The sequence below is a fragment of the Falsochrobactrum shanghaiense genome, assembly GCF_003149535.1.
In the GTDB taxonomy this organism is placed as follows: domain Bacteria; phylum Pseudomonadota; class Alphaproteobacteria; order Rhizobiales; family Rhizobiaceae; genus Brucella; species Brucella shanghaiense.
This window is the reverse complement of record NZ_QGDB01000001.1, coordinates 435480-446651: the sequence shown is the minus strand read 5'-3', so window position 1 is coordinate 446651 and position 11172 is coordinate 435480. Positions and strand designations below refer to the sequence as shown.

Here is an 11172-nt window from a genome sequence, read left to right as displayed (position 1 = left end):
GGCACTTGTACGAATGGGCGGAAACCCCCATAATATCCGCAGGCATGCTGGGGTCTCGCCAGCGGCGCCTGGTGGCGGCTTGAAGCGCGTTGCGGAAATTGCAACATTTCCGGATGAAGCGCAGGGAACAGATAAAAGCGCCCCGACACCGGACGGGACAACGCAAGAGGATTTTAAGTCATGGCTGACTATCGCAACATTCAGGCGCAGAGGCCCGTAGGCGGTGCCCGTGTTGGCGCCGACATCGATCAGGGTCTGCGCAGCTATATGCTGGGCGTCTACAATATGATGGCTATCGGCTTGGCCGTTACCGGTCTTGCCGCCTTCGCCATTGCCGCCCTTGCAACGACGACGGACCCTTCCGCTGCCGTTGCCCAGCTTCCTAACGGCAAGATGATTACCGCGCTTGGCGCGGCTCTTTACACGTCTCCGCTGCGCTGGGTCGTGATGCTCGCGCCGCTGGCGGCAGTATTCTTCCTCAGCTTCCGTATCGAACGTCTTTCGGTCGCCACCGCCAATGCGGTCTTCTGGGGCTATGCAGCACTTGTCGGCCTGTCGCTCTCGTCGATCTTCCTCGTCTTCACGGGGCAGAGTGTGGTGCGCACCTTCTTCGTGACGGCCGCCTCCTTTGGCGCGCTGTCGCTTTACGGCTACACGACCAAGCGCGACCTCTCGGCAATGGGTTCGTTCCTGATGATGGGCCTGTTCGGCCTCATCATTGCCTCGGTCGTCAACATCTTCCTCGGCTCGACTGCGCTGCAATTCGCAATTTCGGTCATCGGCGTTCTGATCTTCGCAGGTCTCACCGCCTATGACACACAGTCGATCAAGGAAATGTATTACGAAGGCGATGCTTCGGATACGCAGGGCCGCAAGGTCGTGATGGGCGCGCTGCGTCTCTACCTCGACTTCATCAACATGTTCATGTTCCTGCTTCAGTTCATGGGTAACCGCGAATAAACGGCACGAATGTGGATTGAAAAAGGGCAGCGGAAACGCTGCCCTTTTTGCTTTTAAATACACGCCCGCTGATGCATGCTGCGTTGTTTTCCTTCAACAGCATCATTGGTTCCCCAAATGCCCCTCATTCGCGATTTCCATCCTGCCGACGTCGATGCCATTACCGAGATTTATGCCGAGGCTGTGCTGAACGGCGCTGGCTCCTATGAGATCGAACCGCCCACGCTTGAAGAAATGAAGCGCCGCTTTGACGATCTCGCGCAGCAGGGTTTTCCGATCCTGATCGCCGAGGAAGATGGCAAGGTGCTGGGCTATGCCTATGCGAGCCATTTTCGCACCCGTCCGGCCTATAACTGGCTTGCGGAAGATTCCGTCTATGTCGCGCCGGAAGCGAAAGGCAAGGGCATCGGCAAGAGCCTGCTGCGCGAACTGATTTCGCGGGTGACGGCGCTTGGGTTCCGGCAGTTTCTCGCCGTCATCGGCGATGGCGCGGGCAATATCGGTTCCGTCAGGCTGCATGAAAGCCTTGGCTTCATCCATTGCGGAAATATTCAGGGTTCCGGCTACAAGCATGGCCGCTGGCTCGACACCATACTGATGCAACTGCCGCTCAATGGCGGTATAAGCGATCATCCCGACAAGGCGCCCCTGTCCGGGGCAGCCTGATCTATTCTGTTGCGTTGAAAAGCCGCCAATAGCGCGGGCGAAAGGCGATCCGGCTTTTATCCGAGGCCGGATGCTCCGCCGGAATTTCGATCTCGATACGGTCGCGCGCGCCGCCCACTTCCAGCTCGACCCGCCTTTTGCCGCCCGAACGGCGGCTGGCCACAACCGTCCCCGCTATGCAGCCGCCGCAGCCATCCAGCAGTTCGACGTCATGGGGCCGAAAGTAAAGCTGCGCTTCACCATCTGGCGCATTTTCCGCCGTAAGCCCCACGCTGCGGTCGGCGAGCCAGACTTCGCCCTTTTCCACACGCACGGGCAGGGTGCTCGATTCGCCGATGAAGCCATAGACGAAGGGCGAATTCGGATTGTCGTAAACCTCGTCCGGTGTGCCGATCTGCTCGATACGGCCCTGACTCATGACCACGACGCGATCCGCAAGTTCCAGCGCCTCGTCCTGATCGTGGGTGACGAAAACCGTCGTATGGCCGGTCTTGTCGTGAATTTCACGCAGCCAGCGGCGCAACTCCTTGCGCACCTGCGCATCCAGCGCGCCGAAAGGCTCGTCCAGCAGCAGGACTTTGGGTTCGATCGCCATGGCGCGGGCAAGCGCGACACGCTGGCGCTGCCCTCCCGAAAGCTGCGATGGATAGCGGTTTTCCAGCCCCTTCAATTGCACCAGTTCCAGCAGTTCCAGCGCGCGGGCGCGGATTTCAGCGGCAGCCGGACGCAATTTGCCCGGACGCACCTTCAGCCCGAAACCGATATTCTCGGCAACCGTCATATGGCGAAAAAGCGCATAATGCTGGAACACGAAACCGACATTGCGCTCCTGCACGCTTTTTTGCGACGCGTCTTCCTCGCCAAAATAAATGGCGCCTTCCGTGGGCTTTTCCAGCCCCGCTATAAGGCGCAGCAATGTCGTCTTGCCTGATCCCGATGGACCAAGCAGCGCAATCAACTCGCTTGAGCGTATATCCAGCGATACGTTATGCAACGCCGGAAAGCGAGCAAACTCCTTGCGCACGTCGGCGACTCGAACTTCCATTCCCAATCCTTCCTGTCAAATGCCTGTATTGTCGGCCAGTTCCCCGCCAAAGCGCCGTTCAAGCCAGGCCTTGAGCGCCAGCGTCACCAGGGCCAGAAAGGCCAGTAGCGAAGCGACCGCGAATGCAGCGACAAAATTATATTCATTATAGAGAATTTCGACATGCAGCGGCATCGTATTGGTGAGGCCGCGAATATGGCCTGACACGACCGAAACGGCGCCGAACTCACCCATGGCGCGCGCGTTGCAAAGCAGGACGCCGTAGAGCAGCCCCCATTTGATATTGGGCAGCGTGACATAGCGGAAGGTCTGCCAGCCCGTGGCGCCCAGCGAGATCGCCGCTTCCTCGTCGCCGGTTCCCTGTTCCTGCATGAGCGGGATCAACTCGCGCGCCACAAACGGAAAAGTCACGAACAAGGTTGCCAGCACGATGCCGGGAACCGCGAAAAGGATCTCGATGCCATGGCGCGACAGCCACGGACCAAGCAGGCTATGGCTTGAAAAAAGCAGCACGAAGACAAGGCCGGAAATGACCGGCGACACCGAGAAAGGCAAATCGATCAGTGTCGTCAGCAGCGCCTTGCCCTTGAATTCGAATTTGGCGATGGCCCAGGCTGCCGCCACGCCGAACACCAGATTGACGGGCACCGAGATAGCCGCGACCAGCAATGTCAGCCGGATTGCCGCCCATGCATCCGGCTCCAGAAGTGCTGCGAGATATTCGCCAGCCCCCTTGCGGAACGCCTCGACAAAGACCGCGACCACCGGCAGCACGAGGAAAAGCCCCAGAAAGACCAGTGAGATCGCAACCAGCACTATGCGCGTCAGCGGGTTTTCGCTGATTGCATCATGATCGGAAATCAGCCGTTCATTCGCCATCCGCATATCTCCGTCGTGACCAGGACTGAAACAGGTTGATGAAAAGCAGCATCGCAAAGGAAAGCGCCAGCATGATCGTCGCCAGCGCCGTCGCGCCTGCATAATCATATTCCTCAAGCTTGATGACGATCAGCAGCGGGGCGATTTCCGATACATAGGGCGTATTGCCTGCGATGAAGATGACGGAGCCGTATTCGCCGATCCCCCGCGCGAAGGCCAGCGCGAAGCCGGTCAGGATTGCAGGCTGAAGCCCCGGCAGAAGCACGCGCCAGATGGTCTGGAACCGCGATGCGCCAAGCGTCGCTGCGGCTTCTTCCACCTCATGGCTGATTTCCTCGATGATGGGCTGCACGGTGCGCACCACAAAAGGCAGGCCGATAAAGATGAGTGCCACGACGATGCCTGCGCGCGAAAAGGCAATGCGAATATCGAATGGTGCAAGCAGGCTGCCGATCCAGCCATTGGGCGCATAAAGCGAGGCAAGCGCGATACCGGCGACTGCCGTGGGCAGGGCGAAGGGAATATCGACGATTGCGTCGATGAAGCGCCGTCCGGGAAAGCGATAGCGCACCAGCACCCATGCCAGAATGGTGCCGAACACGACATTGACCAATGCCGCCACGAAGGCGGTGCCGAAGCTGGTTTCCAGCGCCCGCAATGTCCGCTCGTCGGTGACAAGCCGCCAGAAGCCGGCAAGGCCGATATCCGTCGAGCGCAGAAGCAGCATTGAGAGTGGGATGAGGATGAGAAGCGTAAGATAGGCGACACTGAAACCGAGCGTCAGTCCGAAACCCGGAATGACGCTCGGTTTTCTGAAATGCCACCCTGCTCTGATCCGTGCAGGGAGCGAGGACATCGATATTGTTCCCTTTTATTGATCTGTTGGCCGGGCCTGTCTGCTGGACTTGTCTGCTGGGCCTATCTGCCGGGTTTGTAAATCTGGTCGAACGTTCCTCCGTCTCCGAAATGATAAGGCTGTGCCTTCGCCCAGCCGCCGAAGATCGGATCGTCAATCGTCACCAGCGAGAGTTCAGGGAAATCGCGCTTCTGATCGGCGGGAACCTCATCCGGCCTGGATGGTCGATAGAAATGCTTGGACGCCAGCGCCTGTCCTTCCGGCGAATAGAGATATTCCAGATAGGCCTGCGCGACCTTGCGCGTACCGTTTTCGTCGGCATTCCTGTCGACCAGCGCAACGGGCGGTTCCGCGAGAATGGATTGCGGCGGCACGACGATGTCGAAGGCGTCTTCCCCGAATTCCGCAATCGAAAGATAGGCCTCATTTTCCCATGCGAGCAATACATCGCCAAGCTGGCGTTGCACGAAACTCGTCGTCGAACCGCGCGCACCCGTATCGAGCACCGGCACATGGCGGAACAATTCGGCTATATAATCCCTGATCTTCTGTTCATCGCCGCCATATTCCTTGTTCGCCCATGCCCATGCGGCCAGATAGTTCCAGCGCGCGCCGCCGGAAGTCTTGGGATTGGGCGTGATGACCTCGACCCCTTCGTTGACGAGATCGCCCCAGTCCGCGATGCCCTTCGGATTGCCCTTTCGCACCAGAAAGACAATTGTTGAAGTATAGGGCGACGAATTGTTGGGAAGACGCTGGCGCCAGTCCTTGTCGATCTTGCCCGAAAGCTCGGCGATCGCGTCAATATCGCTTTCCAGCGCCAGTGTGACGACATCGGCCTTGATGCCATCAATAACCGAGCGTGCCTGCTTGCCCGATCCGCCATGCGACATGCGTATCGTTACCGTCTCGCCGGTCTGATCCTTCCAGTGCCTTGCGAAAGCGGCATTATAATCCTTGTAGAGTTCGCGTGTCGGATCATAGGAGACATTGAGAAGTGTCTGATCCGCATGGCTCACCGCGATGGTTCCCATCATGGACGGCACTGCCAGAAATGCCGCCAGTATCATTGAGCGTCTCGATAACTTCATGACCGTCTCTCCACGTTTCACAAGGGCGAACAGTAGCAGAGGTTTTGCTCGTAAAGATGGCCCCACATTACCATAATTTAAAAACGGTACGAAATTTCTGCACGGTAATGTAGAGCAGCAGGAGAATAAATTTCCTGTTGCCGCGCATCGAGCATGCGGGCGCGAAAAATAATTATTTACAAAGCGAAAATGGAAACTGTCGGGCCGGGTGCGATTGCAGGCTGTGAAGCACGATAAAATCGGTCAAATCGCAAAAGGTGAGGCCCAGAATGGGGTTGCGGGGGCAAATTAGTTCCGGGCCTCTGCCAGTCTGTCGACCAGCGTTATAATAACGAAGCACCGCCAATTTCGTTTCAATATTCTTTGAAAAAATATCAGTTCGAGTTCATTTTCTTGATCGTGCGCTCTTTCTTGATGCTGGCCCCATTTTGGCTCCATGCCGGAGAGCCGGTTATGGAACCAGATAATGCTGGCCCCATTCGCTTTGGGGCACTTCATTGCCTATTTTATAGTGGAATGAATATATATTGATGTGCTCATCGTCCGTCTTGCAGACGAAGGCGAGCTTGTACCAGTGCTCATTGCTCCGAAAAGCCGCCCCATCGGCACGGATGCTGTTTTTTCCAGCCACCGGATCGGAAAAAGCATAGGCGAGAACCTTGTCGACCGAGAACTTTTTCTGCTCAAAGCTGATCCGCTCCATTGCTTCGACATCGCAGCGCTGTTCCAGCCGCGTTGCCGGATCGAGCTTTTCAAGCTGTGCCTTTTCCAGTGCCGTCATGGCCATTGAAGCGCCGGCTGCGGCAAAAAGAATAGAAAATGCGCCCAGCAGCAGGAAGCATGCAGCCAGGGGGGAAGGGATCGAAACAGACAGAAATTTCATGGGCTTCAGGCATCTCGTTTGGTACGATTTTTAAGGAATGGAATCTTTTACATATTGTTTTCGTCGGCTTGTCGACCATCACAGGAAATTTATCTCTATAATTGGCACCGTTGATTTTCCTCACACTCTTGATTTTCACCGTATGCCCATGCTTGAACCTGCTGACACGATCCATAGGCCGTCCATGGCAGGCTGTTTTCGCAGCCGCCGCGAAAGGAAGAGATATGAAGCCCGTTTTTCTGCAACTCCAATGCGCCCCCGGCAAGACCTATGAGGTGGCTGACGCCCTGTTTCAGCGCGAAATCATGTCGGAGCTTTATTCCACCAGCGGGGAATATGATCTGCTGATGAAGATCTACATCGCTGAAGGTCAGGACATCGGAAAATTCATCAACGAAAACGTGCTGGATATTCCCAATATCGTACGTTCGCTCACGACCCTGACCTTCACCGCCTTCTGATTGATTCCGCCTGTAAAGGTTTGATTTACCATAAGTGATTTATCATTGGCGTCCGGGAACTTCTTGCTGCCCTGCGCATTCCTAGTGTGATGGCTCATCGTGAGTCTCAATTGGCATTGGAGCGAAGTCAGGAACGAAAATGGACGATCTTGAACTCAGGCGGATACTGGTCGTGGAGGACGAAATCTTCGTCGCTCTGGATGTAGCCGCTACGGTGGAAGATGCCAATGGAACCGTGGTGGGGCCGGTCGGCACCGTCAGGCAGGCGATTGACCTTATCAATAAGCAGGAAATCGACGCTGCGATTCTCGACGTCAATCTGGCCGATGGCGATCTGGAGCCGATCCTGGATCGCCTGAAAAGCCGCAATATATTTGTCGTCATTCATACCGGCGGCGGATTGCCCGCGCGTATAGCAGCCCGTTATCCGGAAATGCCGGTTTTCCAAAAACCCATTCCGCCCTATGTGCTCACCCGCACCCTGGCGACGGCGCTGACGTCAAATATCTCCCACTAAGAAATTTCCTTACGTTTTAAAGCTGAAATCTTTTGCATTATGTCAAGATTGTGCTAGTTTAACCCGGTCTGGGTCTGCGCGCGCTGTCGCATGCCGGAACTTTCCGCTGGCTATCATCCTGCAAGACTGCTCCTTTTTAAACGATATGGGGCAATTTGCGCTTTGCCCGGCTGTGGTGGTTCTGTCATACCGGCTGAAAGCGCAGCCCGAAAAGAGTGCAACTTATTTCGGGCCAGATTGATGTTAAAATAAACAATGGGAGCGCAGTCCGATTCAACCGGATCGAAAAGCGCTTCGGAATAGTTCCTAAAAGGTTTGAAAATGCCTCCTTATCGTTCGCGAACAACCACCCACGGTCGTAATATGGCTGGCGCGCGCGGCCTATGGCGCGCCACCGGCATGAAGGATGAGGATTTCGGCAAGCCGATTATCGCGGTGGTGAACTCGTTCACCCAGTTCGTGCCGGGCCATGTGCATCTCAAGGATCTGGGCCAGCTTGTCGCGCGCGAAATCGAAAGCGCGGGCGGCGTCGCCAAGGAATTCAACACGATCGCGGTCGATGACGGCATCGCCATGGGCCATGACGGCATGCTCTATTCGCTGCCCTCGCGTGAACTGATCGCCGACTCGGTCGAATATATGGTCAATGCCCATTGCGCCGATGCGATGGTGTGCATTTCCAATTGCGACAAGATCACCCCCGGCATGCTGATGGCGGCTCTGCGCCTCAATATTCCGGTCGTCTTCGTTTCCGGCGGACCGATGGAAGCAGGCAAGGTCGTCTGGGACGATCAGGTCAAGAAGCTTGATCTGGTGGATGCGATGGTCGCCGCTGCCGACGACCACTATAGCGACGAGCAGGTCAAGGCCATCGAACGCTCCGCCTGCCCGACCTGCGGCTCGTGCTCGGGCATGTTCACCGCCAACTCGATGAACTGCCTCACCGAAGCGCTTGGCCTGTCGCTTCCGGGCAATGGCTCGACGCTCGCAACCCATGCCGACCGCAAGCGCCTGTTCGTTGAGGCTGGCCATCTGATCGTCGATCTGGCCCGTCGCTATTACGAGCAGGACGATCCAAATGTGCTGCCGCGTTCCATCGTCACTTTCGAGACTTTCGAGAACGCCATGACGCTCGACATCGCCATGGGCGGTTCGACCAATACGGTTCTGCATCTTCTTGCCGCTGCACAGGAAGCGGAAGTCGATTTCACCATGGCCGACATTGATCACCTTTCGCGCCGCGTGCCGGTGCTGTGCAAGGTCGCGCCTGCGGTTGCCAATGTTCACATGGAAGACGTGCACCGTGCAGGCGGCATCATGGGCATTCTCGGCCAGCTCGACAAGGCAGGACTGCTCGACACCTCGCGGCCAACGGTTCATTCAAAAACGCTGGGCCACGCGCTCGACCAGTGGGATATTGCCCGTTCCAAAAGCGAAATGGTGCATAAATTCTACAGCGCTGCCCCCGGCGGTGTGCCGACGCAGGTGGCGTTCAGTCAGGAGCGCCGTTTCGACAGCGTCGATATGGACCGTGAAAAGGGCGTGATCCGCTCGAAGGAACATGCCTTCTCACAGGATGGCGGTCTGGCTGTGCTTTACGGCAATCTGGCCGAGGATGGCTGCATCGTGAAGACGGCGGGCGTCGATGATTCGATCCTGACATTCTCCGGTCCGGCGCGTATTTTCGAGAGCCAGGACACGGCTGTTCTGGGCATCCTGAATGGCAAGATCAAGCCGGGCGACATCGTGCTGATCCGCTATGAAGGCCCGCGCGGCGGTCCCGGCATGCAGGAAATGCTCTATCCGACCAGCTACCTCAAGTCGAAGGGGTTGGGCAAGGCTTGTGCATTGATCACTGACGGACGCTTTTCGGGCGGCTCTTCGGGCCTCTCCATTGGCCACGTTTCGCCGGAAGCAGCCGAAGGCGGCACGATCGGGCTGGTGCGTGAAGGTGACATCATCGACATCGACATTCCCAATCGCAAGATCCATCTCGCCGTGGACGATGCGACACTGGCCGAACGCCGCGCCGAACAGAATGCGGCAGGCTGGAAGCCGGTTGAAGAGCGCAAGCGCAAGGTTTCGACCGCGCTGAAAGCCTATGCTGCAATGGCAACCAGCGCCGCCTATGGCGCGGTAAGAAAACTGCCGGATTGATGATGAAAGCCCCGCTCAAGCGGGGCTTTTTTTATTGCGCCAGCGCTTTTTCCACTGCGGGCATCAGGTCGTTTTTCACGGAATTCTCGCTAAACGGCCCGACATGTTTGTAGACAATCTTGCCGTTCTGATCGAGCAGGAAGGTTTCCGGCACGCCATAGACGCCCCATTCAATCGCCGAGCGGCCCGAGCGATCCGCCCCCACTGCCGCATAGGGATTGCCGAGATCACCGAGAAAGCGGCGGGCGTTTTCGGGCTCATCCTTATAGTTGAGGCCGACGACGCTGATGCGCTTATCCCTGGCGATTTCCATCAGCAGGGGATGCTCCTGACGGCAGGGCGCGCACCATGATCCCCAGACATTGACCAGTGTCAGCCTGCCTCCCGGTCCGGTTTTGAAATCTTCGCTATTGAGGCCGGGAACGGCTGCGCCATCGCGCGCCAGTCCTTCAACCGGCGGCAATTGGGTCAGCGGCGCGTCTCTTCCGATCAGGGCGGAGGGAATAGTGGAATTGTCCCTGCCCGAAAGAAGCTGCACGGCGAAAACGCCCACGAGCGCCACAAAAATTGCAAGCGGCAGCAAGGCGACCCATGTAGCGCGTTTCTTGGGAGCGGTTTTTTCCGTCGTTTCCGTCATGGCGTCGTCTTCCGGGACGGCCTGGCCGAACGGCGACGCACACCTTGCGTCTCCAGCCGCTTCAACTCGTTTTTCTGGATGCGCTGGTCGACAAGCACCCAGCCGATCACAAGGGCAAGCGCTGCGAAGGTAATGCCGTAAGAGGCAATGACGAAACCAAGATGGGTCATGCCGCGCCTTCCTGTGCCTTGCGATTGCGCTCGGCATTACGGGCGGCAAGCTTCTTCATGGAGGCGACACGGCGACGCCAGATTTCATTGCGCATCGCCATCATATGCAGCGTGATGAACAAAAGCGTGAAGCCGATCGCCATCACGAAAAGCGGGCGCAGCATGGAAGCATCGATGGTCGGGCCATCCATGCGAAACACCGAGGCCGGCTGATGCAGTGTGTTCCACCAGTCGACCGAGAATTTGATGATCGGAACATTGATGAAGCCGACCAGCGTGAGCACCGCCACCGGCCGGGCGCTTTTGGCGGGATCGTCCATGGCGCGCGAAAGCGCGATAATGCCCAGATACATCAAAAACAGTACAAAGACGGAAGTGAGCCGCGCATCCCAAACCCACCATGTGCCCCACATGGGCTTGCCCCAGAGCGAGCCGGTGGCAAGGGCCAGCGCTGTGAAGACCGCACCCAGCGGGGCTGCTGCGCGCACCGAAACATCGGCCAGCGGATGCCGCCAGACCAGCGTGCCGAGCGAGGAAACCGCCATGATCGAATAGCACATCATGGCAAGCCATGCGAAAGGCACATGGATATACATGATGCGCACGGTGATGCCCTGCTGATAATCTTCGGGCGAAAGAAAGACCATATAGAGGCCCACGGCCAGAAACAGCGCCGAAAGCCCGGCCAGCCATGGCAGGACACGCCCGGCAAAGCCGAGAAAGCGCGTGGGATTGGCAAGATCGAGCCAGCTTGCGGCTCTGGTCATTTCTTTCGTCATGGCCTTTATTTACCTTTCCCCGCCGTGCTGTTCAATTGATCGCAATCAACTGCGTCAATCCGTCGAGCATG

Annotated in this window: 13 protein-coding genes; 5 read left to right on the top strand and 8 right to left on the bottom strand. The window is 57.4% G+C overall.

Annotation, left to right across the window (positions count from 1 at the left end):
* The first annotated feature begins 180 nt into the window (after nt 1–180).
* On the top strand, nt 181–960 hold the full coding sequence (locus DKP76_RS02150) for a Bax inhibitor-1/YccA family protein (RefSeq protein ID WP_109704766.1): 780 nt from the start codon (nt 181–183) through the stop codon (nt 958–960).
* A 117-nt stretch (nt 961–1077) separates the two neighbouring features.
* Entirely contained in the window at nt 1078–1626 is a 549-nt protein-coding gene (locus tag DKP76_RS02145) for a GNAT family N-acetyltransferase (RefSeq protein WP_109704765.1), read from the top strand.
* Between the two features lies 1 nt (nt 1627).
* Here DKP76_RS02145 and DKP76_RS02140 read toward each other — a convergent pair whose 3' ends face one another.
* The 5 genes from DKP76_RS02140 to DKP76_RS02120 form a co-directional block, all read right to left on the bottom strand.
* Nucleotides 1628–2671, bottom strand: coding sequence for a sulfate/molybdate ABC transporter ATP-binding protein (locus tag DKP76_RS02140; RefSeq protein ID WP_109704764.1), 1044 nt, complete (start codon nt 2669–2671; stop codon nt 1628–1630).
* 15 nt (nt 2672–2686) lie between these two features.
* Nucleotides 2687–3550 (bottom strand): sulfate ABC transporter permease subunit CysW, encoded by an 864-nt coding sequence (cysW, locus tag DKP76_RS02135; RefSeq protein ID WP_109704763.1) that lies wholly within the window; start codon nt 3548–3550, stop codon nt 2687–2689.
* A complete protein-coding gene (cysT, locus tag DKP76_RS02130) occupies nt 3540–4406 on the bottom strand; it encodes a sulfate ABC transporter permease subunit CysT (RefSeq protein ID WP_109704762.1) in 867 nt (288 codons plus the stop codon). The genes cysW and cysT overlap by 11 nt, the downstream gene beginning before the upstream one ends.
* 62 nt (nt 4407–4468) lie before the next feature.
* Nucleotides 4469–5497: a sulfate ABC transporter substrate-binding protein gene (locus DKP76_RS02125; protein ID WP_109704761.1), complete on the bottom strand. Its 1029-nt coding sequence runs from the start codon at nt 5495–5497 to the stop codon at nt 4469–4471.
* A gap of 451 nt (nt 5498–5948) precedes the next feature.
* Nucleotides 5949–6380 (bottom strand): DUF930 domain-containing protein, encoded by a 432-nt coding sequence (locus DKP76_RS02120; RefSeq protein ID WP_109704760.1) that lies wholly within the window; start codon nt 6378–6380, stop codon nt 5949–5951.
* Between the two features lie 224 nt (nt 6381–6604).
* On the opposite strand from DKP76_RS02120, the gene DKP76_RS02115 reads away from it, so the two are divergent.
* The 3 genes from DKP76_RS02115 to ilvD all read left to right on the top strand — a co-directional run bounded on the left by DKP76_RS02115 (nt 6605) and on the right by ilvD (nt 9515).
* Nucleotides 6605–6841 (top strand): Lrp/AsnC ligand binding domain-containing protein, encoded by a 237-nt coding sequence (locus DKP76_RS02115; RefSeq protein ID WP_109704759.1) that lies wholly within the window; start codon nt 6605–6607, stop codon nt 6839–6841.
* Between the two features lie 139 nt (nt 6842–6980).
* Nucleotides 6981–7358: a response regulator gene (locus DKP76_RS02110; RefSeq protein ID WP_109704758.1), complete on the top strand. Its 378-nt coding sequence runs from the start codon at nt 6981–6983 to the stop codon at nt 7356–7358.
* A gap of 321 nt (nt 7359–7679) precedes the next feature.
* On the top strand, nt 7680–9515 hold the full coding sequence (gene ilvD, locus DKP76_RS02105; protein WP_109704757.1) for a dihydroxy-acid dehydratase: 1836 nt from the start codon (nt 7680–7682) through the stop codon (nt 9513–9515).
* A gap of 31 nt (nt 9516–9546) precedes the next feature.
* Here ilvD and DKP76_RS02100 read toward each other — a convergent pair whose 3' ends face one another.
* From DKP76_RS02100 to DKP76_RS02090, 3 genes are read right to left on the bottom strand one after another with little or no spacing between them, the layout of a single operon-like run.
* Entirely contained in the window at nt 9547–10152 is a 606-nt protein-coding gene (locus tag DKP76_RS02100; protein ID WP_109704756.1) for a DsbE family thiol:disulfide interchange protein, read from the bottom strand.
* Nucleotides 10149–10322: a heme exporter protein CcmD gene (gene ccmD, locus DKP76_RS02095; protein ID WP_109704755.1), complete on the bottom strand. Its 174-nt coding sequence runs from the start codon at nt 10320–10322 to the stop codon at nt 10149–10151. The genes DKP76_RS02100 and ccmD overlap by 4 nt, the downstream gene beginning before the upstream one ends.
* A complete protein-coding gene (locus DKP76_RS02090; RefSeq protein ID WP_109704754.1) occupies nt 10319–11101 on the bottom strand; it encodes a heme ABC transporter permease in 783 nt (260 codons plus the stop codon). Before DKP76_RS02090 ends, ccmD begins: the two co-directional genes overlap by 4 nt.
* Between the last annotated feature and the right edge of the window lie 71 nt (nt 11102–11172).

What these genes read in the sequence shown, in the direction of transcription:
- DKP76_RS02150 (WP_109704766.1), top strand. Translation starts at nt 181, where the DNA reads ATGGCTGACTATCGCAACATTCAGGCGCAGAGGCCCGTAGGCGGTGCC.
- DKP76_RS02145 (WP_109704765.1), top strand. Translation starts at nt 1,078, where the DNA reads ATGCCCCTCATTCGCGATTTCCATCCTGCCGACGTCGATGCCATTACC.
- DKP76_RS02140 (WP_109704764.1), bottom strand. Translation starts at nt 2,671, where the DNA reads ATGGAAGTTCGAGTCGCCGACGTGCGCAAGGAGTTTGCTCGCTTTCCG.
- cysW (WP_109704763.1), bottom strand. Translation starts at nt 3,550, where the DNA reads ATGGCGAATGAACGGCTGATTTCCGATCATGATGCAATCAGCGAAAAC.
- cysT (WP_109704762.1), bottom strand. Translation starts at nt 4,406, where the DNA reads ATGTCCTCGCTCCCTGCACGGATCAGAGCAGGGTGGCATTTCAGAAAA.
- DKP76_RS02125 (WP_109704761.1), bottom strand. Translation starts at nt 5,497, where the DNA reads ATGAAGTTATCGAGACGCTCAATGATACTGGCGGCATTTCTGGCAGTG.
- DKP76_RS02120 (WP_109704760.1), bottom strand. Translation starts at nt 6,380, where the DNA reads ATGAAATTTCTGTCTGTTTCGATCCCTTCCCCCCTGGCTGCATGCTTC.
- DKP76_RS02115 (WP_109704759.1), top strand. Translation starts at nt 6,605, where the DNA reads ATGAAGCCCGTTTTTCTGCAACTCCAATGCGCCCCCGGCAAGACCTAT.
- DKP76_RS02110 (WP_109704758.1), top strand. Translation starts at nt 6,981, where the DNA reads ATGGACGATCTTGAACTCAGGCGGATACTGGTCGTGGAGGACGAAATC.
- ilvD (WP_109704757.1), top strand. Translation starts at nt 7,680, where the DNA reads ATGCCTCCTTATCGTTCGCGAACAACCACCCACGGTCGTAATATGGCT.
- DKP76_RS02100 (WP_109704756.1), bottom strand. Translation starts at nt 10,152, where the DNA reads ATGACGGAAACGACGGAAAAAACCGCTCCCAAGAAACGCGCTACATGG.
- ccmD (WP_109704755.1), bottom strand. Translation starts at nt 10,322, where the DNA reads ATGACCCATCTTGGTTTCGTCATTGCCTCTTACGGCATTACCTTCGCA.
- DKP76_RS02090 (WP_109704754.1), bottom strand. Translation starts at nt 11,101, where the DNA reads ATGACGAAAGAAATGACCAGAGCCGCAAGCTGGCTCGATCTTGCCAAT.